At 40.0% G+C, this 25,116-nt stretch carries 18 protein-coding genes, 2 tRNA genes, 3 rRNA genes and 1 pseudogene; 5 read left to right on the top strand and 19 right to left on the bottom strand.

Annotation, left to right across the window (positions count from 1 at the left end):
* Window positions 1-18 precede the first annotated feature (18 nt).
* The 5 genes from OZX76_RS01550 to OZX76_RS01530 all read right to left on the bottom strand — a co-directional run bounded on the left by OZX76_RS01550 (window position 19) and on the right by OZX76_RS01530 (window position 5,940).
* A complete protein-coding gene (locus OZX76_RS01550; RefSeq protein ID WP_277180373.1) occupies window positions 19-1,614 on the bottom strand; it encodes an ABC transporter ATP-binding protein in 1,596 nt (531 codons plus the stop codon).
* Complete coding sequence (locus OZX76_RS01545) at window positions 1,614-3,197, bottom strand: ABC transporter ATP-binding protein (protein ID WP_277180371.1); 1,584 nt, start codon at window positions 3,195-3,197, stop codon at window positions 1,614-1,616. Before OZX76_RS01545 ends, OZX76_RS01550 begins: the two co-directional genes overlap by 1 nt.
* A gap of 126 nt (window positions 3,198-3,323) precedes the next feature.
* A complete protein-coding gene (locus OZX76_RS01540) occupies window positions 3,324-4,442 on the bottom strand; it encodes an MFS transporter (protein ID WP_277180369.1) in 1,119 nt (372 codons plus the stop codon).
* Window positions 4,443-4,444: 2 nt separating this feature from the next.
* Window positions 4,445-4,861, bottom strand: coding sequence for a MarR family winged helix-turn-helix transcriptional regulator (locus tag OZX76_RS01535; protein WP_277180367.1), 417 nt, complete (start codon window positions 4,859-4,861; stop codon window positions 4,445-4,447).
* 329 nt (window positions 4,862-5,190) lie between these two features.
* Entirely contained in the window at window positions 5,191-5,940 is a 750-nt protein-coding gene (locus OZX76_RS01530) for a LysR family transcriptional regulator (RefSeq protein ID WP_277180365.1), read from the bottom strand.
* A 115-nt stretch (window positions 5,941-6,055) separates the two neighbouring features.
* On the opposite strand from OZX76_RS01530, the gene gap reads away from it, so the two are divergent.
* Window positions 6,056-7,069, top strand: a complete 1,014-nt coding sequence (gap, locus tag OZX76_RS01525) for a type I glyceraldehyde-3-phosphate dehydrogenase (protein ID WP_277180363.1) — start codon at window positions 6,056-6,058, stop codon at window positions 7,067-7,069.
* Window positions 7,070-7,253: 184 nt separating this feature from the next.
* Here the strand turns inward: gap and OZX76_RS01520 are convergent.
* Window positions 7,254-7,326 (bottom strand) — tRNA-Thr (locus tag OZX76_RS01520).
* A 68-nt stretch (window positions 7,327-7,394) separates the two neighbouring features.
* A complete protein-coding gene (locus OZX76_RS01515) occupies window positions 7,395-8,153 on the bottom strand; it encodes an NADPH-dependent oxidoreductase (protein WP_277134192.1) in 759 nt (252 codons plus the stop codon).
* Between the two features lie 145 nt (window positions 8,154-8,298).
* Between OZX76_RS01515 and galE the strand changes: the two genes are divergently transcribed.
* Entirely contained in the window at window positions 8,299-9,291 is a 993-nt protein-coding gene (galE, locus tag OZX76_RS01510; protein WP_277180361.1) for a UDP-glucose 4-epimerase GalE, read from the top strand.
* A 36-nt stretch (window positions 9,292-9,327) separates the two neighbouring features.
* Here galE and OZX76_RS01505 read toward each other — a convergent pair whose 3' ends face one another.
* The gene (locus tag OZX76_RS01505) at window positions 9,328-9,876 is read right to left on the bottom strand and encodes a GNAT family protein (protein ID WP_277180359.1); all 549 of its coding nucleotides are present in this window, start codon (window positions 9,874-9,876) and stop codon (window positions 9,328-9,330) included.
* 207 nt (window positions 9,877-10,083) lie between these two features.
* Between OZX76_RS01505 and OZX76_RS01500 the strand changes: the two genes are divergently transcribed.
* On the top strand, window positions 10,084-11,454 hold the full coding sequence (locus tag OZX76_RS01500) for an amino acid permease (protein WP_277180357.1): 1,371 nt from the start codon (window positions 10,084-10,086) through the stop codon (window positions 11,452-11,454).
* 61 nt (window positions 11,455-11,515) lie between these two features.
* Complete coding sequence (locus OZX76_RS01495) at window positions 11,516-12,877, top strand: amino acid permease (RefSeq protein WP_277180355.1); 1,362 nt, start codon at window positions 11,516-11,518, stop codon at window positions 12,875-12,877.
* 51 nt (window positions 12,878-12,928) lie between these two features.
* Here the strand turns inward: OZX76_RS01495 and OZX76_RS01490 are convergent, their stop codons facing one another.
* From OZX76_RS01490 to OZX76_RS01440, 11 genes and pseudogenes are all read right to left on the bottom strand, one after another.
* The gene (locus tag OZX76_RS01490) at window positions 12,929-13,288 is read right to left on the bottom strand and encodes a DUF956 family protein (protein ID WP_277180353.1); all 360 of its coding nucleotides are present in this window, start codon (window positions 13,286-13,288) and stop codon (window positions 12,929-12,931) included.
* Between the two features lie 6 nt (window positions 13,289-13,294).
* A complete protein-coding gene (locus tag OZX76_RS01485; protein ID WP_277180351.1) occupies window positions 13,295-14,209 on the bottom strand; it encodes a PTS system mannose/fructose/sorbose family transporter subunit IID in 915 nt (304 codons plus the stop codon).
* Between the two features lie 26 nt (window positions 14,210-14,235).
* The gene (locus tag OZX76_RS01480; protein ID WP_277180349.1) at window positions 14,236-15,042 is read right to left on the bottom strand and encodes a PTS mannose/fructose/sorbose transporter subunit IIC; all 807 of its coding nucleotides are present in this window, start codon (window positions 15,040-15,042) and stop codon (window positions 14,236-14,238) included.
* An 18-nt stretch (window positions 15,043-15,060) separates the two neighbouring features.
* Window positions 15,061-16,068, bottom strand: a complete 1,008-nt coding sequence (locus tag OZX76_RS01475) for a mannose/fructose/sorbose PTS transporter subunit IIA (RefSeq protein ID WP_277180347.1) — start codon at window positions 16,066-16,068, stop codon at window positions 15,061-15,063.
* A gap of 146 nt (window positions 16,069-16,214) precedes the next feature.
* Window positions 16,215-16,287, bottom strand: a tRNA-Asn gene (locus tag OZX76_RS01470).
* A gap of 12 nt (window positions 16,288-16,299) precedes the next feature.
* Window positions 16,300-16,416 (bottom strand): 5S ribosomal RNA (rrf, locus tag OZX76_RS01465).
* A gap of 81 nt (window positions 16,417-16,497) precedes the next feature.
* Window positions 16,498-19,406: ribosomal RNA gene (locus tag OZX76_RS01460) — 23S ribosomal RNA — on the bottom strand.
* A gap of 216 nt (window positions 19,407-19,622) precedes the next feature.
* Window positions 19,623-21,190: ribosomal RNA gene (locus OZX76_RS01455) — 16S ribosomal RNA — on the bottom strand.
* Together the 16S, 23S and 5S rRNA genes with 1 tRNA gene alongside form the textbook arrangement of a ribosomal RNA operon.
* A gap of 592 nt (window positions 21,191-21,782) precedes the next feature.
* On the bottom strand, window positions 21,783-23,090 hold the full coding sequence (gene serS / locus OZX76_RS01450; protein WP_277180345.1) for a serine--tRNA ligase: 1,308 nt from the start codon (window positions 23,088-23,090) through the stop codon (window positions 21,783-21,785).
* Between the two features lie 227 nt (window positions 23,091-23,317).
* Window positions 23,318-23,859: pseudogene (locus tag OZX76_RS01445) on the bottom strand (GNAT family N-acetyltransferase).
* A complete protein-coding gene (locus tag OZX76_RS01440) occupies window positions 23,859-24,467 on the bottom strand; it encodes a TVP38/TMEM64 family protein (protein WP_277180343.1) in 609 nt (202 codons plus the stop codon). Before OZX76_RS01440 ends, OZX76_RS01445 begins: the two are co-directional and overlap by 1 nt.
* A gap of 121 nt (window positions 24,468-24,588) precedes the next feature.
* Between OZX76_RS01440 and OZX76_RS01435 the strand changes: the two genes are divergently transcribed.
* The gene (locus OZX76_RS01435; RefSeq protein WP_277180341.1) at window positions 24,589-25,017 is read left to right on the top strand and encodes a cytidine deaminase; all 429 of its coding nucleotides are present in this window, start codon (window positions 24,589-24,591) and stop codon (window positions 25,015-25,017) included.
* The last annotated feature ends 99 nt before the right edge of the window (window positions 25,018-25,116 follow it).

The raw sequence follows: 25,116 nt of genomic DNA, 5'->3' as shown, positions 1-25,116 counted from the left end.
ATTACTATCAAAGTAGGTTTACCCTAAATTCTTGTTTTTAACTAAATGAATCTCACGATCAAACATCTGTCTCATATGATCATTAAGACTGTGAGCAATAAAAATAACTGTTTGTTCACTAGAAGTAACTTCACGCAAAATTTCGATTGTTGCTTGTTGATCAATGGCACTTGTTCCTTCATCAATCAGAATAATTTTACTTTGATGAACTAATGCCCGAATTAAGACAATTTTTTGCCTTTGTCCTCCCGAAACATTTAGCTTGCTTAAATTAATTATCGTATTCAAACCTGTAGGAAAATGAAAAACATCTTTTGCAAACTGAATTTTTTCAATCAGTGGTGTTAATTTAGACTTTAGGCTTGCGTTAAACATTGTCATATTGTCGGCAATACTTCCTGGAAACAAAACTGGTGCTTGGGGAATATACCCAATTTTACTCATGTTCGGTATGATTCTTTGTCCTTTTTCATTCCTGAATATAACTTTACCTGTTGTAGGTGTAATTTCACCAAGTAAAATTTTTAGTAAGCTAGTTTTACCGGTCCCAGAATCACCAGTAAGCAACACTTTTTCACCCCTTTTAACATTAATGTCTGGGAAAGTTAGTCGCTCACCATTAGGAAACTTAAGACTTAAATTTTCTGTCATCAAAGAAACTGGCGTCTCCACACTCTTTTCCTGTTTTACCGAACTTTGTGTGGCAGAATCCGCAATTTGTTTATTTAAGGATTTACTTCCCTCAATTCGTCCGTAGGCCGCAATCATTTGTTCAATTGAGCTAGCAAGATAATATTGACAGTCCCCTACAACAACCCAAGCACCAAATTGAACATGATGATTTATAATCAACCATCCCGCTAGAATAAAAAGTAAAAAGCTAAAACTTTCCGAAATTAAACCGTTAATCACTACTAAAGTTTGTTGCAAACCAACTTGTTTAACATTGGCATCTTCTAATTTTTTAGAATCTAGCTGGATTACTTTAAATAATTTAGCACCTGCTAAATATCGGCGTAATTCCGCTAATCCAGATAGCCACTTTTCAAGGCTATCAAGATAAATTTTATTAGCACTAGAAATATGCAACGTTGCCTTTTGCAATTGCTTATTCAATAATTTAGGCAAAATTAACGAAATAATTGTCATTGCAATACTAATTACCAGCAATAACCAATGAAAGTTTAACAACAATAAGAAAGCAAAAACAAAAAAGCTAATGTCCATAATAATATTGCACCAAGATGCAAAGTAATCCCAAGTTACTTGTTCAATATCATTAGTTAAACGATTTTGTACTTGTGAAACTTGATGATCAGCTTGATCATAAAAATAATGCTGAATTATTTTACGGCGCAAAGTTACGCTATATTCTTCTGCTTGTTTTGTAAATAATGAATTAAACCAGCCTTGAGTAAAATAATCAGTCAGTGAAACTAGCGCCATAATCGCAACTAGCCAAAAAGCAAATGGAATCTGCCATTTTTTTACGGCTGTTGTTATTATTGCAAGCAAACCAGTATTAACTAGGTGCATCGCTGGAAAGAAAGCCGCTGTAAAAATTATCAGAATGCAACGTAATGGATTTTGCTTAAAAAAATCTTTAATCGTCATTATTTTGCACCTTCTTTAGCTTGTAAATTAATTTGATAATCGAATTGCTGCATTAATTTGGGGCTAAAATTATGTGCTACCATCAGTAAAGTTTGCTTGGTCTGTAATAATTCATGAACTATTTTAATAGTTGCATTACTATCAATTGCACTAGTTGCTTCATCAAGTAACAACATCTGTGGTTCACGAATTTCAGCTCTAGCCAGAACTATCTTTTGCTTCTGACCACCTGATAAATTATCTTGATCCAAATTAACCTGCGTTTTTAAACCAGCAGGAAAATTAGCTAAGTCAGCAGACAGCTGCATTTTTTCTGTAACTTTAGGAACTTTTTCAATTAAATCGTTGGCAAACATTGTAATATTGTCCGTAATACTAGTAGGAAATAGACTGCTATCTTGAGCAATATAACCAACCATCGCATTTTGCGGACTAATTACTTGTCCATTATCTGTTTGGTAAATAACTTGTCCTTGCTGTGGTATTAACTCACCCAATAAAACTTTTAATAATGTAGATTTACCACTACCAGAATCTCCTGTTAGCAATACTTTATCACCAGCATTAATTGTAAAATCAGGATAAGTGATTTTTTCACCATGTTGATACTCAACTACCAAATTTTTAACTTGAATACTATTAACTGGCACTACTTGTGGTAGCGAAATAAACTGACGTAATTTTCCAGTTAGATCACGCAACTGCTTAGTTGAATTAATGGCTGTAATTGCATCAACTATGTCCCACAGACCATTGAAAATATTCGAACAAAAGCTAGTAGCAATAACCCAACTACCAAAATCAATTTGATGGTTAACAAGCAAAACAAGTGCATAACCCATAATTCCAATTTGTCCAAGCGTATTACCAATACCATTAATTCCAATTGCAATGCCATGCAGATTTTCTTTTTGGATATTTGCTTGAGCTAAAGCTTGACTAGTGTGATCCAATTTCTTATTCATTTTTGAAAAAACGCGATAACGCCGTAATTCAGTTAAACCTTGAAACCAATTACTAATAGTTTCAAGCAATTCTGAATTTTGCATCGCTGCAGTGGCAGTTGCCGTTGATAACTTCTTTTTCATGATTTTTGGTAATAAAAATACAATAATCGCGACAATGATAGTTGCTAAAATCAAACTCCAATGTAATGTAAACAAGGCACTAATCGATAGCATAATTACAAGTAAAGATTGCACAATAATAGACCCAGGCTCTAAATAATCAGTCGTTAAAATTTTCATATTACTGCTTAATTCATTTTCTATTTTAGAAATTTTATCCTGACTATTTGCATAATAATGGCGTAAAATCTCGTCTCGTACTCTATGGATATACTCCTGTATCTGCTGATTAAATTTATAAGTTGCCACCGCAAGTAATGCAGTGGCCATAAATTTAGTAACAGCTTGAATAATTATCCAAACCAGAAAATTAGAAAAGTTCTGGTTACTAATCGCATTTATCGCATATTTAAGTAAATATTGTGATCCAGTGCTTGAAAATGAACTAAAAATATAAATAACTAAAATTAAAATAGCTCTTGGTTCGTTGACTCTAATGATTTCTTTAATACTCAATAAATTCCCCCTTGTTTTATTTTTTAATTAAACACTAATATTTACTTATTAGCAATACTTTAATGTTGTGAAAATATTAGTACAACTTTAAGTTAGCAAAAAAGCATTATTATAAAGCAAGTTATTTTAATATCTCACGGGTTTAATTATATTCAGAAAAAGTAATATCAAGCTTAATCCACATCCAATTTGAAAAACATTACAATTAAGCAAGTTATGTAGTTCCGTTATTAAAAATGGCGAAATAAATTGTCCTAAAAAGATCATAGCTTGACCAATACTTAAATTACGATTACTTGAGTTAATGTTTGAGATTGAAATAATCTCTTGATTGAATAATGGTAAGGCAATACCGAGACTAAATCCACTTAATGCTGCACCAATAACAAACAGCATTAACGAGTTTTCCAAAGATAGAAATAACATTGAACAAGAAAACATAGTAAATAAACCAATTAAAACGATCTTATTTTTGAGACGATTTCTACTAAATAATAAACCAGCGATAACTCCTAGAATAGAAATTAAAGCCATTAATCCTCCCGTTATCAGCGAATTATTAATTTTAAAATACTCTTTAATAGCATAGCCAAGATTAGTGGGAACAATAAAATAGATAATAGTAGTTATTAGCATTTCACCTGCAATAAATAAAAATTCAGGTTCAAAACTAGTTTTGTCAGATGCCAATTTTCTTTTAGACGTCATAGACTCATCTTTTAAAAAGCTGAAAACTAGGCAAAGTGGAATTAGTGCTAAAAGATAAAGATAAAAAACAAGGTGCCAATTTAATTTAGCTGTCAAACCCGCATATAAAACGGCCAATACTGTACCACCATTATTTAAAGCTCCAGCATAGCTTAACATTCGTTTGCGTTCAGCATCTTGATAGTTTGAATTAATTAATTCAACTGATAAGTCGGCTATAATTCCTAATCCAACTCCAAGAACTATTCTACTAACAATAATTAATGTGAAATTAGCAGTTAATACTGGTAGTCCTCCGCCAAAAGAATATAAAATCAGCCCGACAAGTAATTGCTTTTTACTTGAGAATTTTGTACTAACTTTAGTAGCCAAAACTTGCCAAAAAATAACACAAATAGACGGGAGCGTAACTAATGCTTGTATCCAAAGTTTATTAACTCGAGGAAAGGCTTGACTGATACTTGGCAAAGCTGGGGATAATGCTGCTCCAGCAAGTAGCGTAAACAATGATAGAGATAATATAGTAAACTTCTTCATTTTTAACTCCACCTCTTAATTAATAAATCTAATATGTCATTAAGTGCTTTGTATTCTTCACTAGAACAAAGTTTGGCAATTTTTTCATTTAAAGAATTAATCATTTTTCTTATTGACTTTGTAGCCTGCTTTCCTTTAGGTGTGAGATAAAGTGCATAAGCACTCTTATTAGTAGAACTTTGCCGACGCTCAATTAAATCCAGCTCAAGATATTTTTTTATAATCCGAGTCAATAAACTACGTTCAACATGTCTTTTTTGGGCTAAAAAAAGCTGAGTACAACCTGGATTTTCTTCTAATGTCAAAAATATATTATAGTCAGCAACATTTATATTAATTTTTTTAGTCAATTTGGCATAATCGGCTAAAAATAATTTATATAAGTGACTAACTTTGTAACTTGTTTCTTGAATTTGCATTTTAAAAACTCCTTATTAAAATCATATTTGCTATAGTAGCATAAATGTGTTTACCTAGTAAACACATTTACAAAATAAAAGTAACACTCAGTCATACAAAAAAGCAGGCAATTAAGCCTGCCACATCAAGGGTTATATCTATTTCTGAAAAATTAACGATGATAAATTTTTAACTTATTTTACTTTATGTGACCTGTAGTGTGACTGACCACAACATTTCAGATTAATTTACAACTATCTAAAATACTTCATAACAAGCAAAAAGCCTGTCATATCAAGATTGATACAACGGGCTTTTATGCCATCTTTGACTTTGTTATACTGACTAACTAATCAATCCACTTTGCTTGATATAAATAATATTTGAGCAAAATGTCGTTCGTACGCAATTTAACCAAGTGCCTTTCTTCTATAGCTTTACTTGGTAACAGCGCTACTCCTTTTCCTTGTTCAACCAATAATTCAATCGCCTGCAAGGAATCAACTTCAAATACTCTTGTTTTATCAATTAAATCTTTCAAAGTTCTTTTCCTAAAGGCACATTCTGGATCACTATTAATCAAGATAGGAACACTTTTATCACTAAAAGCAAATTGATTCTGTGCTGCATAATTAGTGCTAATTTGGCAGACTTTATTTAAATTATAAATATGACTATTACCCATATTTATAAAAGTCACTACTATGTCATACAAATGGCTAGCAGCTTCCTTTACAATATCATTCTGATTTTTAACAACAATTTTACTAAAATTTCTATAATTAACGTTATTATGACTTAGAACTTCTGATATTAACGTTTCTGATCCTAGTAGCATCTTTTTTCGCTGGCTAATTTTAGCAGACACTTGCGCCAACTCTGCCTGAATATTTAAAACTGCTTTATAAAAAATATTACCTGCTTCAGTTGGCTGCACTCCTTTGGGCATACGAACAAACAGAGCCGAATTTAATTCCTGCTCTATCAATTTTAATCTAGCTGTGATATTAGATTGGGCATATCCTAAAGTCTGAGCTGCCTTATTCAATGAACCGACTTCATAAATCGTGCGGAATATTTTTAAATCATTAAAATTCATTTCATCACCTATCACTTTTAATGATAATGGTACCATTATTTGGTATTATTCAAAACTACTAAACTCCCCTATACTAAAAATCGTTAACAAATAATATTTTTATGGAGGTAAAGCAATGGCAATTAAAATTGGTATCAATGGCTTTGGCCGAATTGGTCGCTTAGCATTTCGAAGAATTTTTGAATTAAATGATCCTGAAATTAAAGTTGTGGCAATCAATGACTTAACTGATCCGGACATGATCGCCTATTTATTAAAGCACGATACAATTCACGGTGATTTCCCAGCGGAAGTACAAGCTGATGATTCAGGAATTATCGTTAATGATAAGCATTATACAGTATATGCGGAAAAAGATGCGGAAAAAATTCCCTGGGTTGCCAATGATGATGTTGACCTAGTTCTTGAATCAACAGGCTTTTATACAAATAAGGAAAAAGCTAGCGCTCATCTTAAAGCTGGTGTTAAAAAGGTTTTAATTTCTGCTCCTGCAGGTAAAATTCCAACCGCAGTTTATGGTATTAACGAAAATACCTTAACCAGTTCCGATCGTATTATTTCACCAGGATCATGTACAACACAATCGGTAGCATTACTTGCTAAGCCAATGAATGATCATTTTGGTATTAAAGCTGGAAGTCTCACTACAATCCATGCTTATACAGCTTCACAAAATTTAACCGATGGCCCACGAGGCAAAAATAAGCGTGCCAATCGCGCTGCTACTGAAAATATCATTCCCCACTCTAGTGGTGCTGCTAAGGCAATCGGTCTTGTTATTCCTGAGCTTGACGGCAAACTAACAGGAAAAGCTCAACGAGTACCCGTTCGTGACGGCTCACTAACTGAACTTGCTCTTGTTCTTGATAAATCTGTTACCACGACAGAAATTAATGAAGTCTTTAAAGCAATTACCCAAAATAATGAAACTTTTGGCTACGACGATACCGGTATTGTTTCATCAGACATAATTAACGATACTCACGGTGCAATCTTCGATCCTACAATGACTGAAGTAATTAATATTGGTGATGGTACTTGTCTGGCAAAAGTTCATGCTTGGTACGACAACGAATTTGGTTTTACTTGCAATATGATACGACTATTGACTTACTACGCCAAATTATAATTTTTAATGTTAATACCAATTTAAAAGATTCTCTGTAATAAGCAGAGAATCTTTTCTTATTGAGAAAATTAAAAGCCGGGTATCACAAAACTTAATAGTATAAATAGAACTACTTCATAACAAGCAAAAGCCCGTCATATCAAGATTGATACAACGGGCTTTAATACGATATTTGCCTTTGTTATGCTGATTGCCAGAATCGAACTGGCGACCTTTTCTTTACGAGGGAAACGCTCTACCGACTGAGCTAAATCAGCAACTCGTAACGTTTAAATTATACCAAAAGAAAAAACGTCACGCAATAAAAATATCTAATCAAACTAATTTACTGCCAGTCAAGGCACAGTCCCTGCTTATGCAATAACTCTGGCAATTGATCGCGGTCAATCTTCCGACTGTCGAGCTTAGCACCGGTAATCTGCTTAGTGAAAGAATCAATTCGGCGGTTAGAATCACGCAGGTCATAGTAAGTTGTTACCAATTGATCATAATCTGCCAATTCACTGACCTTAAAGTCACGTGGATAATCATTTTCAAACGTAGTGAATTGCAGTGGCAGCCGCGGCTTTAATTGCGGCTCTTGATCAGGCACACCAACTTGCATCCCCAAAGCTGCAAACGTCAATTGCGGCAAGTCCAATACCTCAAGCATTGCCAAAGGATGATCATTAATCGTTCCCAACGGCACATAGCCTAACCCCATGCTTTCCACAGCATTAGCCACATTTTGCCATGCCAGCAACGTGTCATCCATCCCCTGCATAAACAGGTCACTCATATGCACGCGGCCATCATCTTTGCCCAGCTGCTGACGAATCTGCTGGTTCCGGTACAAATCCACGACAAAGATAAACAAGTCGCCTTCAGCACCCACATAATTTTGGTTGCACAATTCTCGAATTTTGGCTCTTTTAGCTTCATCAGTTATATGTAGCAGCGTTGCGTTCTGCATGAACATGCTGGTCGCGGTATGTTGAAATACAGTGTACAACGTTTGCAATTGTTCCGCGTTCAATGTTTGGTCCTTAAACTTCCGGATTGAGCGGTGATTAATTTGACTATCAATTGTTGAATTATGAATCATTTTCTAACTTCTTCCCCATTCTCTTACTAAAAGTAAATATATTGCAAAATACTTTCTCTGTCAATTATTGTTTAAAAAGATCTTCCGCCTTGCCATGCTTGTGCTAAAATTTATTTGATTAAATTAATTATATATGGAGGAAATTATGCGCGTTTTAGTTGTTGGCGGCGCGGGCTACATCGGCTCGATTGCTGTTAAAAAGTTGATTGAAAATGGCAATGATGTTGTTGTACTCGATGCTTTATACACTGGTCATCAAAAAGCTGTCGATCCGCAAGCCAAATTTTATCAAGGCGATATTGAAAACAAGTTTTTAGTTAGCCAAATTTTACGAAATGAAAAAATTGATGCTGTAATGCACTTTGCAGCCTACTCATTAGTGCCCGAATCTGTTAAAAAGCCGTTGAAATATTACGACAACAATGTTGCTGGCATGATTTCACTGCTCGAAGCAATGAATGACGTTGGTGTTAAATATCTGGTCTTCTCATCAAGTGCCGCAACTTACGGCATCCCTAAGAAACTTCCAATTACTGAGGATTCTCCACTTGATCCGATTAACCCTTATGGTGACACTAAGGTCATGATGGAAAAGATTATGCACTGGGCTGACAAGGCAGATGGCATTAAGTCAATCGCTCTGCGCTACTTCAATGTTGCTGGTGCCGCCAGCGATGGCTCAATTGGCGAGGATCATGCTCCTGAAACTCACCTGATTCCCAATATTTTAAAGAGTGCACTTGCTGGTGACGGTAAATTTACTATTTTTGGCAACGATTATGATACCAAAGATGGCACCAACGTGCGCGATTATGTTCAAATTGAGGATTTAATTGACGCACACCTATTGGCCTTAGACTATTTAATGAAAACTAAGAAATCCGATGTCTTCAACTTAGGTACTGCACATGGTTATTCCAACTTGGAAATTTTAGCTGCAGCTCGCAAGGTAACTGGCATCGACATCCCTTATACTATGGGACCAAGACGTGGCGGCGATCCCGACTCGCTCGTAGCCGACTCTACCAAGGCAAGAACAATCCTGCATTGGCAACCAAAGCATGAAAGTGCCGAAGAAGTTATGACTAGTGCTTGGAAGTGGCACCAATCACATCCAAATGGTTATGAAGATAAATAAATCGTAAAAACATACTGACAACCGCCAGTATGCTTTTTAGTTTGCCTCATTAATGATCGTATAAAGATCCATATCGCGAAATTCGCCATGATATTTAACCTTAGCTCGAAGCAAGGCCACGTGTTCTAATCCCACACGCTTAGCCACCGCACGGCTTGGCTTGTTTTCATGATCCGCCATTAAATCGATGCGGTGTAAATTCATTTTCGCAAACGCTAATTTAACCAATCGCTTAACGGCGGTCGTCATAATTCCCTGACCTTGAAACGCGCTACCTAGCCAATAGCCGATTTCACCGCACTGATCTTTACGACTAACATTATGCAAGTCCAGCATCCCCGCAACTTGGCCATTTACCATAATTACTAATTCTAGCATTTGATAATTAGCCGTTTGCTCGCGCACCATTTCAATAAAGTTAGCTTCATCAGCAACAGTTTTAGTCGTATCTGCCCACGGCAGCCAGCGATCAAGCTGTTCTCGGTCTTTAGCAATTAAGTTTAATAGTGCTGGCGCCTGATCTAACTCCGGCAAGACTAATTCAATTTTTAAGCCATTAATTGTAAAGCAGTCAAAAGTAAACATGCTCCATCATCTCCCAATTATTTTTTAATAAAAGTAATAATAACATTTCATCTAAAAAAGTGCCAGCTTACCAATATTGCCTTCATCATCACAAAAGTTATGATTTAGCAAAGTTTTCATCTATTAAGGCAAAACTCATTTATAAATGCTAAAATGGAATAATGTAACACTAATGTAACATAATATTTATAGATTTGGAGTGATTAAATGACAAAAGAAGACCCAAAGACCAATTCAGGCTATAAGCGCACACTAACCAACGCGCATATCCAGTTAATCGCGCTAGGCGGCACAATCGGCACCGGTCTTTTCTTGGGTGTAGGTAACAGCATTCATGAAGCTGGACCAAGTGTGATTTTAATTTATATCATTGTCGGCATTTTTCTGTACTTTTTGATGCGGGCGCTAGGCGAGTTGGTTCTTTCCGATTTGCACAAGCATACCTATATTGAATTTATCGAAAAATATTTAGGTAAGAATATCGGTTTTATTACCGGTTACCTATACTGGATTAGCTGGATTAGTCTAGGCATGGCGGAAATGACAGCTCTTGGAATTTACTTCCAATACTGGTTTCCGCACTTACCGACTTGGATCCCGGGGTTAATTACAATTGTTGTTTTATTGTTTATTAACCTGCTGTCAGCACGATTATTTGGTAATTTGGAATTTAGCTTTGCTATTATCAAAATTATCACAATTATCGCCTTTGTCTTGCTGATTGCCTACCTCTTGGTTACTGGAGGACGTACAAGTTATGGTCCCGTTAGTTTTAACAATTTAACTCAAAACGGCGGTCTGTTTGCTACAGGGACTAACGGTTTTTTTGGCGGTTTTCAAATGGTAATTTTTAGTTTTGTCGGCGTTGAGTTAATCGGCTTAACTGCATCGGAAGCGCAAAATCCTAAAGTTACTATTAAAAAGGCCATTAATGAATTACCACTGCGAATTATTTTGTTTTATGTCATGGCAATCTTAGCAATTTTGCTAGTTATTCCATGGACTAAAATTGCCACTAATTCTAGTCCCTTCGTTCAGGCATTAGGAGCTACTGGCATTCGTAATGCTGGTTCAATTATTAACTTCGTTGTAATTTCCGCCGCCGTTTCCTCAACCAATAGTTTCCTATATAGTTCTGGGCGGTTAATCTTCTCGGTTACATATGGCGGCAAAGGTAAATGGAATCAAACCTTTGGTCATTTACGTCGCCAATTACCGCAAAACGGCTTGATTTTATCAGCCTGCTTAATGGGACTGGCACCGCTAGTGATTATCCTGATTGGTAATCAAGCTTTTAATTTCATCTCATCAACTTCAACTAGTATGTTTTTAATTATTTGGTGCCTGATGATTTTAACCCACTTGTCTTACCGCAGACAGACACAAACAAGCAAGTTAACCAACTTCCAAATGCCACTATATCCGTGGCTAGACTATCTAACGCTAATCTTTTTTGGTTTAATGATTATTTTATTACTGTCATTACCAGCTAACCGCATGGCAATGATTAGTGCTATTCTGATTTTTGTCATTTTATGGGCTGTCAGCAAGGTTTGGCACCAAGAGCGGGCGATCTAGCCGGCTTACGGCGCACTTACCAACCGAAAAATAATTTTAAAGACTAAATTGGAGTAATTTTATGGACAAAAAAGATTCTACTGAGTATGAGCGATCGCTAACCAATACTCACATTCAATTAATTGCATTAGGCGGAACTATCGGAACTGGACTTTTTCTTGGTGTTGGCAACAGCATTCAAAAGTCGGGCCCGAGTGTTATTCTCATTTATCTAATCGTCGGTATTTTTCTCTTTTTCCTTATGCGCGCATTGGGAGAGTTGATTATTTCCGACCTCAGTAAGCACACGTATATCGAATTTATTGAAAAATATTTGGGTAAGGACACCGGTTTTATCACCGGCTACCTCTATTGGATTTGTTTAATCACCCTTGCCATGGCGGAAATGACTGCCTTGGGAATTTACTTCCAATACTGGTTCCCTCATTTGCCTACTTGGGTGCCAGGACTGATTACCATCGCCGCTTTATTAGGCATTAACATGCTATCTGCCAGATTATTTGGTAATTTGGAATTTAGTTTTGCCATTATTAAAATTGTAACGGTCGTCGCCTTTGTTATCCTAGTTGCTTACTTAATGATTACCGGTAAAAGCACTACTTATGGGCCTGTCAGTTTTAATAACCTATTCAACAATGGCGGGTTCTTTGCCAAAGGTGGCGTTGGCTTTTTGTCAGGCTTTCAAATGGTTATCTTTAGTTTTGTTGGGATAGAATTACTCGGCTTTACCGCTTCTGAAGCCCAAAATCCTAAGAAAACGATCAGTAAGGCAATTAATGAAGTACCAACGAGAATTATCCTCTTTTATGTTTTAGCAATTGTAGCTATTTTAGTTGTTATTCCTTGGAACAGGGTTTCAACTAGTTCTAGTCCGTTTGTTCAAACTCTGGCTGCAACGGGAATTCATGACGCTGGTTCGCTCATTAACTTCGTCGTTATCTCCGCCGCTGTTTCTTCAACCAATAGTGTTCTCTATAGTGCTGGACGGCTATTATTTTCGATTACCTTTAACGGTAAGGGCAAATGGAACCATACCTTTGGTCACTTACACCGGCAACTACCGCAAAATGGTTTAATCCTATCTGCCTGCTTAATTGAGCTTGCACCACTATTAATCGTGATGATTGGTAACGACGCGTTTACCTTTATCTCATCGACAACTACCAGTATGTTCCTAATCATCTGGTGCATTATGTTACTCTCACACGTTGCATACAGAAAGGTGACGCCGGAAGATCAATTGACTAGCTTCAAGATGCCTGGCTTCCCATTCTTTGATTATGCGACTTTACTATTCTTCATTTTAATGATTGTTCTGCTACTAGTTTTACCAGAAAACAGAATTGCAATGATTGCCGCGTTAGCAATCTTTATCATCCTTTATGCGATTGCAAAACTTTGGCGTAAAGAAAAAGCTGAATAAACAAAAAATACTTAGATCATCAATCGATCTAAGTATTTTATTTTGCCTAAACTATGATTTAAGTCGCCTTTTCAGCTTTTGCCACAAGCCTAACGCCTGCCGCAAGTTGCTGCTTGGCACATAATTGCGAATTGCACGCAACGCTTTTTTATTATCACGAGTTGAGAAGATAAACGTGCCATTCTTACGCGTGCGAATTTCAAACCGTGGAAGATAGCGACCATGAAAATGGACATCAGCAACCACATACGTAATCTCTACCCACGGAATTTGTACGTAATCATTCAAATTTCGATCATTATAAAACTCAAACGCCTTATCGCCCACCATCACTTTGCCATAGGTCGCAATGCCGCGAAACCACGTAGCATTAATTGTCAAAGTGACTTTGGTATTGCTTGACTTAACCATTTTTGATTAAAGAACGTGCAATACGTGGAGAACAACACCAACGATGAAGATACCGATAATAATTACAATTGGTGATACCTTCTTCTTGAGCAGCCACATGCAAAGGAATGTCAGCAATAACCCAGCTAAGCCTGGAATTAAGCTGTCAAGGTTATTCTGCAGTGTCGTCGTCTTGAATTTGGTCAGCGACAAACCATTACTCTGACTGATTAAAGCTTGTTGAATTCCTTTAGCACCAGCTGGTAGTGAATTCCAGTCAATGTAGCCACCTTTTTGAACTGGTGTCCTTGAAACAACTGGAGTAAATGTAATGTTTACCCAACGTTCAATTAATGAACCTAGGACGAACATTCCCATCATTGAGGCACCACGGGTAACTTTTTGCAGTAAACCACCGGACATATCATTAGTAATCGCAGAACCTGCTCGATAACCAAACTCCTGTGTGTACCACATAAATACCAATCTGATTACGTTCCAAATAACAAAGAACAAAATTGGCCCTAAGATATTACCTTGAATTGCCATTGATGCACCAAGGGCACCAACAATTGGCCGTACTGTGTACCAAAATACTGGGTCACCAACGCCGGCCAAAGGTCCCATCATACCAACCTTGACCCCTTGGATAGCTTCATCTTCAACCTCAGCGCCATTAGCCTTATCTTCTTCTAAAGCTAATGTAACTCCGATAATTGGTGAAACTAAGTACGGGTGAACATTAAAGAACACCAAGTGACGTTGCAAAGCTTCTGCCATATCCTCTTTTTTCGGATATAACTTTCTCAATGCTGGAATTAGTGAGTAGGCAAAACCACCGTTTTGCATTCTTTCATAGTTCCATGATGCCTGCAAAAATTGTGAATGCCACATAACCTTGAAGCGGTCGGCTTTTGTTAATTTGATTTTTTGATCAGCCATTATAAAATCCTCCTCTTAATATCACTTTAATAATCGTCAATGATATCGCCGAGCGGATCGCCGGTACCGTCATTATCTGAACCAGAATTGCCATTGCCACCCTTTGATTCAAGAGCTAAGTACATAACAGCCATGGCAAGACCAATTGCACCCAAGGCAATCAATGTTAAATCTTTAATTGCTGCCAATGCAAAACCAATTGCAAAGAATGGCCAAACTTCACGGCTAGCCATCATGTTAATAACCATTGCATAACCAACAGCTACAACCATCGCACCACCAATTGACATACCATCACTTAACCAAGTCGGCATAAGTCCTAGCCAATATTGAACAGTTGATGCTGGAATAGCCAGCAATAATGCAGCTGGAATTGCAATTCTTAATCCTTGCAAGCAAACATCAATCCATTGCCACATATTGATTTTACGCCAATTTGCCTTTTTAGCATCGGCATCCATAATGTGAACAATACCAGTTGAAATTGTCCGCACAATCATTGTTAAGAACAAACCAGCAACAGCCAAAGGCATCGCAATTCCTGTTGCCATCCCAATACCTTTGGTACCTTGACCACTTTGAACGAGAATAATTGCTGAAGCTACTGATGCTAAAGCTGCATCGGGTGCAACTGCGGCACCAATATTAGCCCAACCTAGGGCAATCATTTGTAATTGACCACCCAAAATGATTCCTAAATCTAGGTGTCCGGTAACTAAACCAATTAATGTACATGCAACCAGCGGTTGATGAAATTCCCATTGATCCAAGATACCTTCCATACCTGCAAGGAAAGCAACCAGAACAACTAAAACCATTTGTATAGCGTTCATTTTTTCACTCCTATTTCATTATTTCTTTTGCTCATCAAGCAAACTTTGAGCTTTATTCAAAATTGCATCCATGTTGCCCGATTTATCGGTCGGAACTTTACGAACATCATACTCAATGCCCATTTTTTCAAGTTCATGGAAAGTATCAACATCCTGTTGGTTCATTGATAAAACATTGTTGGCATTAACGTCACCAACTGAATATGACATCGAACCAACATTAACAGTTTTAATATCAACACCAGCTTTAATTACAGTCAGAACATCCTCCGGATTTTCAAACAATAATAATGCATGGGTATTACCAAAACGTGGATCCTTAGCAATCTCGATCATCTTGTCAAGCGGAACCGTATGAGCCTTGACACCAGCAGGTGCTGCTTCACGAATCATATTTTTACGCATTTCATCCTTAGCAACACTATCAGATACAACAATTACCCGGTCAGGATGCATTGTCGGAATCCAACCAGTAGCAACTTGGCCATGCAATAGCCGTGAATCAATCCGGGCTAACACAATTTTAAGATGGCCATCACCAATTACTGTACCAGCTGGAATTGATTTCTGCGACTTATTAGAAGGTGCAGCTGACTCAGCAACTGCTGTATCTTCTTGCGGCATTAAATCAACTGGTTTAGTCTTAATGCCGTCACGAGCTGTGGCAATAATTGCTGTGGCAACTTGTTGAGCAGTAGCATCAGGATTTGTCAATCTTTGCGTTAAAGCTTCAACAACCATTGGTAAGTTCATACCAGCAACAATTGCCCAATTTGAATGATCTTCAAGCAAAGCATTAGCCTGATTAAATGGCGTTCCACCCCAAAGATCTACTAACATCAAAACCTCATTTTGATCAGAAAATGAGGCTATTGCTTGTTCCATTTTGCCATGAATATCCTCCGGTCCCTCATCAGGGGACAAAGTTACATGAGCAAAATTTTCTTGTTCGCCAAATAACATCTGAGCTGATTGAGCAATCCCATCTGCAAACCCACCATGGCTGGCAAGTAAAATTCCTACCATGTGTTTTCCTCCTTTAAATAAAACATATCCTTCTCTATTATACCCTTTAAGTGATATAATCACATGTTTTCCAAATTAAAAGAATGTTTTCCAAATTAAAAGAATACACAAAAAAGAGGACCTCAGGTCCTCTTTCTCTCACTTTGCTCCGGCTGTCAGACTCGAACTGACGACATCTTGATTAACAGTCAAGCGCTCTACCAACTGAGCTAAGCCGGAATATTAAAAAAAGCACGGCAGCGTCCTACCCTCGCAGGCAGTCTCCCACCAACTACTCTCGGCGTGAAGAAGCTTAACTGCTGTGTTCGACATGGTTACAGGTGTTTCCTTCTTGCTATTGCCACCGTACTTTTTCTTTTGAGTTCTTACACTCAAAACTAAATATAATCTCTTGAAAAAACTGTTCCGCAATCCCAGACTGCTCAAGCTCTGGTCAAGTCCTCGACTGATTAGTACTAGTCCGCTCCAAGTCTCACGACTCTTCCACTCCTAGCCTATCTACCTCTTAGTCTTAGAGGTGTCTTACTACTTTCGTATGGGAAATCTCATCTTGAGGGGGGCTTCGCACTTAGATGCTTTCAGCGCTTATCCCTGCCATACTTAGCTACCCAGCTATGCCTTTGGCAAGACAACTGGTACACCAGCGGTATGTCCATCCCGGTCCTCTCGTACTAAGGACAGCTCCTCTCAAATTTCCAACGCCCACGACGGATAGGGACCGAACTGTCTCACGACGTTCTGAACCCAGCTCGCGTGCCGCTTTAATGGGCGAACAGCCCAACCCTTGGGACCAACTTCAGCCCCAGGATGCGACGAGCCGACATCGAGGTGCCAAACCTCCCCGTCGATGTGAACTCTTGGGGGAGATAAGCCTGTTATCCCCAGGGTAGCTTTTATCCGTTGAGTGATGGCCCTTCCATGCGGTACCACCAGATCACTAAGCCCGACTTTCGTCCCTGCTCGAGTTGTCTCTCTCGCAGTCAAGCTCCCTTATACCTTTACACTCTGTGAATGATTTCCAACCATTCTGAGGGAACCTTTGGGCGCCTCCGTTACTCTTTAGGAGGCGACCGCCCCAGTCAAACTGCCCATCTGACACTGTCCTATATCTCGCTTAGAGATACTAGTTAGAGTAGCCATCAAACAAGGGTAGTATCCCAACATTGCCTCCAATAAGACTAGCGTCCTATCTTCTCTGGCTCCTACCTATCCTGTACATGTTTAACAGCTACCCAATATCAAATTGCAGTAAAGCTCCATGGGGTCTTTCCGTCCTGTCGCGGGTAACCCGCATCTTCACGGGTATTATAATTTCACCGAGTCTCTCGTTGAGACAGTGCCCAAATCATTACACCTTTCGTGCAGGTCGGAACTTACCCGACAAGGAATTTCGCTACCTTAGGACCGTTATAGTTACGGCCGCCGTTTACTGGGGCTTCAGTTCGAACCTTCGTCTTTCGACTAAGCTCTCTCCTTAACCTTCCAGCACCGGGCAGGTGTCAGCACCTATACGTCGTCTTACGACTTTGCAGATACCTGTGTTTTTGATAAACAGTTGTTTGGGCCTATTCACTGCGGCTGGCTCTTACACCAGCACCCCTTCTTCCGAAGTTACGGGGCGATTTTGCCGAGTTCCTTAACGAGAGTTCTCTCGCTCACCTTAGTGTTCTCCACTCGACTACCTGTGTCGGTTTGCGGTACGGGTACGTTATCTCACACTAAAGCTTTTCTTGGCAGTGTGACTACAGAACCTTCGCTACTTTATTTCGCTCCTCTTCACGACTTGTGATTATCGAAAGCAAGCATTTGACTCACTCTCTCACTTATCGCTTGAACATGGCTTCCAGCGCCATGCGTTCCTTGCCTCCTGCGTCCCTCCTTCGCTATTAACGATTTAACGCAGTACAGGAATCTCTACCTGTTGTCCATCGGCTACGCCTTTCGGCCTTACCTTAGGTCCCGACTTACCCTGGGCGGACGAGCCTGCCCCAGGAAACCTTAGTCTTTCGGCGGATAGGATTCTCACCTATCTTTCGCTACTCATACCGGCATTCTCACTTCTAAGCGCTCCAACTATCCTCTCGATTAGCCTTCACCGCACTTAGAACGCTCTCCTACCACGTGTATTACTACACATCCACAGTTTCGGTACTATGCTTAGCCCCGGTAAATTTTCGGCGCAGCGTCACTCGACTAGTGAGCTATTACGCACTCTTTTAATGATGGCTGCTTCTGAGCCAACATCCTAGTTGTCTACGCAACTCCACATCCTTTTCCACTTAGCATAGATTTTGGGACCTTAACTGGTGATCTGGGCTGTTTCCCTTTCGACTACGGATCTTATCACTCGCAGTCTGACTCCAGTGCTTTGATATCTGGAATTCGCAGTTTATCTGAATTCAGTAACCCCTGACGGGCCCTTCGTCCAAACAGAGCTCTACCTCCATTATCATCCTCGCACCAGGCTAGCCCTAAAGCTATTTCGGAGAGAACCAGCTATCTCCAAGTTCGTTTGGAATTTCACCGCTACCCACAGCTCATCCCCGCAATTTTTAACTTACGTGGGTTCGGTCCTCCAGTGCGTTTTACCGCACCTTCAACCTGGCCATGGGTAGGTCACTTGGTTTCGGGTCTACATCAACTAACTATCTCGCCCTCTTCAGACTTGCTTTCGCTGCGGCTCCGTCTTTTCTGACTTAACCTCGCTAGTTAACGTAACTCGCCGGTTCATTCTACAAAAGGCACGCCATCACCCTTTAATGGGCTCTGACTACTTGTAAGCACACGGTTTCAGGTTCTCTTTCACTCCCCTTCCGGGGTTCTTTTCACCTTTCCCTCACGGTACTGGTTCACTATCGGTCACAAATTAGTATTTAGCCTTGCGAGATGGTCCTCGCTGCTTCAACCGGAATTCCTCGTGTTCCGGCCTACTCAGGATCCTGCTCGGCGTGACTTCAATTTCGCTTACGGGGCTCTCACCCTCTCTGGCTTACCTTCCCAGATAATTCTGCTATCTCTGCCACTACCTTCTTGCAGTCCTACAACCCCGATTGATAAATCAACCGGTTTGGGCTCTTTCCTCTTCGCTCGCCGCTACTAGGGAAATCGATTTTTCTTTCTCTTCCTGCAGCTACTTAGATGTTTCAGTTCACTGCGTCTTGCCCTACCTGACTATGTATTCATCAGCTAGTAATATGATTGCTCATACTGGGTTCCCCCATTCGGATACCTCCGGATCTCTGCGTACTTACTGCTCCCCGAAGCATTTCGCCGTTCGTCGCGTCCTTCTTCGCCTTCTTGTGCCTAGGCATTCACCGTGCGCCCTTCTTTACTTGACCTTACTCTTAAGATCTACTCTCTCGGTCGCTCTTGCAATCTGTTTCTTATCTCTTTGATTGTCTCTCGGTTTTTTCTTGGATTATATTCAGTTTTCAATGTACTAACTCTTTTGAGGTACTACCCTCAAAACTAAACAATGTTCTCGCTCCGTGTGCTTCCGTTGCTCCTAGGCTTCCTTTAGTATTCCTACTCTCCACCTATTCGCTCTTCCTTAGAAAGGAGGTGATCCAGCCGCAGGTTCTCCTACGGCTACCTTGTTACGACTTCACCCTAATCATCTGTCCTACCTTAGACGGCTGACTCCCCGAAGGGTTATCCTACCGGCTTTGGGTATTACAGACTCTCATGGTGTGACGGGCGGTGTGTACAAGGCCCGGGAACGCTTTCACCGCGGCGTTCTGATCCGCGATTACTAGCGATTCCAGCTTCATGCACTCGAGTTGCAGAGTGCAATCCGAACTGAGATTAGCTTTAAGAGATTCGCTTGCCTTCACAGGTTCGCTCCTCGTTGTACTAACCATTGTAGCACGTGTGTAGCCCAGGTCATAAGGGGCATGATGACTTGACGTCGTCCCCACCTTCCTCCGGTTTGTCACCGGCAGTCTCATTAGAGTGCCCAACTTAATGCTGGCAACTAATAATAAGGGTTGCGCTCGTTGCGGGACTTAACCCAACATCTCACGACACGAGCTGACGACAGCCATGCACCACCTGTCTTAGTGTCTCCGAAGAGAACTTCATATCTCTATGAATTGCACTAGATGTCAAGACCTGGTAAGGTTCTTCGCGTTGCTTCGAATTAAACCACATGCTCCACCGCTTGTGCGGGCCCCCGTCAATTCCTTTGAGTTTTAACCTTGCGGTCGTACTCCCCAGGCGGAGTGCTTAATGCGTTAGCTGCAGCACTGAGAGGCGGAAACCTCCCAACACTTAGCACTCATCGTTTACGGCATGGACTACCAGGGTATCTAATCCTGTTCGCTACCCATGCTTTCGAACCTCAGCGTCAGTTACAGACCAGAGAGCCGCCTTCGCCACTGGTGTTCTTCCATATATCTACGCATTCCACCGCTACACATGGAGTTCCACTCTCCTCTTCTGCACTCAAGAAAGGCAGTTTCAGATGCAATTCCCCGGTTGAGCCGAGGGCTTTCACATCTGACTTGTCTTCCCGCCTGCGTTCGCTTTACGCCCAATAAATCCGGACAACGCTTGCCACCTACGTATTACCGCGGCTGCTGGCACGTAGTTAGCCGTGACTTTCTGGTTGATTACCGTCAAATAATTAGCAGTTACTCTAACTATCCTTCTTCACCAACAACAGAGCTTTACGATCCGAAAACCTTCTTCACTCACGCGGCGTTGCTCCATCAGACTTGCGTCCATTGTGGAAGATTCCCTACTGCTGCCTCCCGTAGGAGTTTGGGCCGTGTCTCAGTCCCAATGTGGCCGTTCAGTCTCTCAACTCGGCTATGCATCATCGCCTTGGTAAGCCGTTACCTTACCAACTAGCTAATGCACCGCGGGTCCATCCTCTAGTGACAGCTCAAAAGCCGCCTTTCATAGCTAGATCATGTGATCTTACTTCTTATTCGGTATTAGCATCTGTTTCCAAATGGTATCCCAATCTAGAGGGCAGGTTACCCACGTGTTACTCACCCATCCGCCGCTCGCGCTTTTAACATCCTACCCGAAAGTATTCAATTAAAATTGCTCGCTCGACTTGCATGTATTAGGCACGCCGCCAGCGTTCGTCCTGAGCCAGGATCAAACTCTCATTTTTAATGTTTGTTTGAATGTTTGCTCATTCGTTCCAAGATTTGCATCTCGGATTTATTTGCTTGCGAAATTGACTTCGCTTTTTTGTTTTGGGTTCTTACACCCGCACACTTTGCGAAAACATTGTTCAGTTTTCAAGGTACTACCCGCTGCTGTAAATTGCTTTACAACTGCGCTTGTTTCATTTTAGCAGATGTTGTTTCTCTTGTCAAGAACTTTTTTCTGCCCCACCACTGAAGAAGTTTTGCTTTTCCTCAGCAGCGTTTATTATCTTACTAAACCTAGCTCTTCTTGTCAAGACTTTGGTTTAGTTTTATTTTTGTTCTTGATTAAGCTAACCAGCTCTCTCAAGGACAAGTAATACTTTACCCTTTTTACACGTTTTCGTCAAGCTTAGCATTTTGTTCGCTATTTACTTAAATCTACTGTCTAATTAGTTTAAGCTAATATAAAACTGCCTTATTTTTCTAATTTTACTAAAGCAACTAGTTAAAAATATTCGGAATTTAGCTATTTTTACACAAAAAACAGTCCAAAATTAATTTTATTTTTTTCAAAATAACTAAAAAAGAGGTCCATCTGGACCTCTTTCACGCTTAAATTAAACTTTGTTCTTTAGTAATTTTTGTCATTCCGTTCATATATGGTACTAATGCTTCAGGAACTGTCACTGTTCCATCTTCATTTTGGTAGTTTTCCAAAATAGCGGCAACTGTCCGACCAACTGCTAAACCAGAACCGTTCAAAGTATGAGCTAAATGCAGCTTACCGTCTTCACCACGATAACGAATTTGCGCACGGCGTGCCTGGAAGTCAGTACAGTTAGAACATGAAGAAATTTCACGGTACTTATCTTGAGCCGGCATCCAAACTTCCAAATCGTAAGTCTTAGCACTGGTGAAGCTGGCATCCCCAGTTGATAATGCAACAACGTGATACGGCAAATTCAGTTTCTGCAGTAAGTGTTCAGCGTTGGCCGTCAAATTATCCAATTCTTGCCATGACTCTTCAGGCTTACATACCTTGACCATTTCAACTTTTCTGAATTCATGCATTCTGATTAGACCACGGGTATCGCGTCCAGCAGAACCTGCTTCACTTCTGAAAGCTGGTGATAGTGCAGTTACGTTAATTGGCAATCTGTCTTCATGAATAATTTCATCGCGGAAGTAATTAACTAGTGGCACTTCAGCAGTTGGAATTAAAGTTAGGTCACGTGGCTTATCCGGATCATCATTATCTACTATAGTATAAACATCTTCGTGGAACTTCGGAAATTGTCCGGTTCCTTGCATTGAAGCGTCATTTACCAAGTATGGTGGGATAATTTCCGTATAGCCAGCCTTCGTGTTTTCATCTAAGAAGAAGTTGAATACTGCCCGTTCCAAAAGTGCACCTGCACCTTTATAGTAAACAAAACGCGCACCAGAAACTTTAGCGCCGCGATCCCAGTCTAAAATATCGAGGTCAGTTCCCAAATCCCAGTGAGCTTTAGGCTTGAAGTCTAATTTTGTTGGTTCGCTCCACTTACGTACCTCTTGGTTGTAACTTTCATCAGGACCAATTGGATCAGAATCATCAGGGAAGTTCGGCAACCGCAACAAAATGTAATTTTGTTTGTCAGTTAACTCACTAACGTTATTGTCCAACTCCTTAATTTCACTACCAACTTCGCGCATTTCAGCGATTACGCTTGAAGTATCTTCCTTATTCCGTTTAGCCTCAGCGATTTCTTTAGAAACATCGTTACGCTTGGCCTTCAATTGCTCAGTCTTACTTAAGCTTTCACGGCGCTCCCTATCAATCTTAATTAATTCATCTAACTGCTCCGGCTCAATCCCACGCGTAGCAAGTTTTTTCTTTGCCCAATCGAGATTCTCACGAATCACCTTAATATCTAACATTGTTTACCTCCATAAAAAAGAGCCAACTCATCCCTACATCTTGGGACGAATCGGCTCATACATGGCTTCGCGGTACCACCCAGTTTCAGTTATTGCGCTAAATAACTGCACTTCATTGTTTGGCGATAACGGCGCCGCAGCCCGTGTAACTATTAATTACCCACATTTAAGGAATCTGGAAACGACTTTTATCCGCTCACACCAGCCGCGAACTCTCTGAAATAGTCTTAAGATTCCGTGTTTGCATTTATTTTAAGCCATTCTTTCCTATCAAGCAAATAGTATTTTTCTTGATAGGAAAAAAGATGACTAATTTTACCTAAATCGACAAAATAAACGTACTTAAAGCCCAAACGCTGCAGCAATTTTTGCGATTTCAGGTTATGGGCAAAAGTCCCCGCCCAAATTTCGGTTTGGTCAAGCTGATTAAAAGCATAAGCAAAATTAGTTGTAAGGCCTCAGTCATATAGCCGTGTCCCGAAAACGACTTATCTAATAAGAAACCAACTTCTTTAGTTTGCAATAACTCCTGATCATTTGTCCCGCGCTCATATAATTCAACAAGGCCAATCACCTGCTGCGTTTCTTGCAGACAAATCGCATAACTATTATCTCGCGCAGCATATTGCTTAGCGGCAAGTTCAGCCTGCGCCAAATTTTGGTAGCGACTAAAGCCAGCATAATGATAGTAGTAATCGTCCTTGCCCCATCTTAAAATAACCGGTGCATCCGCCAAGTTGAAGGGACGCAAATAAATCCGCTTAGCCATTACTTATTGCCAACAAGTTTGAGCAGCCAATCCATCCCAAACATTAGGGCAAAACTGTACGCTGCAATTGTCCACGGCTTACCCAAAATGATGATCCAAAAGTACGTCCAGAATTTCATATCCGTTAATCCCGCCAGCATACACAACACGTCATCTGGTGCCATCGGCGCAATAATACAAATCGCAAAAAACCAGTTAAACTTGCGCTGATTTTTCGTCCACTTCATATATTTATCCAGTGTCTTTTCAGAAACAATGTGCAAAATAAACGGCCGCCCATAATACCGCGCCAAAAAAAAGTCGATAATCGAACCGATGCAGACGCCGATATAATTATAGATAAAGCCGGCTACTGGTCCAAAGAACACCACCCCGCCAAGCAGCGACACCCCACCTGGAACAATTGGGAACACAACCTGCGTTGTCTGAATCAGCACAAAAATAACTGGCCCGATGATTTTTTTATTAGCCAGATATGCGCGCATCTTCGCCTGACTAGTAAAAATCCCCATACGATACCAATAGATACACAGTAAGATGATAATAATCCCACTAACAACGGTCAAAATATTGATTAACCGCCGACTAGCTTTTGGTGACAAGTGCATAATATCCCTCCATAGATAAGGTCAATTTTACCAAAATTTTACGACTGATGATTGCTTTTTTAGCTAATTCAGGATAATAATTAAAATAATTTAAAATTATCAATACTAAAAGGAGGCAAAGATGGATATTTGGAACCAATTATATAAGGCAGCTGCCAAGGAATACCGTCCTGGCGATGTCTCACCTTTCGTTTACGCCCGCAGCGTTGTTTGTGCTTTAGAGGCAGAAGATGGGCAAATTTTTGTTGGTGTTTGCATTGAAAGTTGCTCAGGCGTTTTAAATTTATGCGCTGAACGGGTTGCTGCTCTAAACATGTATGTGGCAACGGGCCAAACTTACATCAAGCGCATTATCGCCTTTCGCGACAAGCCACCATTTGGCGGCAGTTCTGGTATGCCTTGCGGCGCCTGCCGCGAATTTCTCATGCAATTAGACGCACGTAATAAAGACACCGAATTTATGGTAGATTACGCATCAAGGCAAACAATCACTTTAGCTAAATTAATTCCTAATTGGTGGGGAACAGACCGCACAACGATGCAAAATTAACTTCTGTTCAGGTAATTAATCTATTTCACAATAAATTTGACTTATTAACAAATTTTTTTCAGCCAAAAGCACAATTTTATTCTAAGATAGAAGAGACAA

Origin of the sequence: Lactobacillus sp. ESL0677 (genome assembly GCF_029392875.1) — a bacterium.
Classification (GTDB): Bacteria; Bacillota; Bacilli; order Lactobacillales; family Lactobacillaceae; genus Lactobacillus.
The sequence above is the reverse complement of the archived record's forward strand: the minus strand, read 5'-3'. Positions and strand labels throughout refer to the sequence as shown.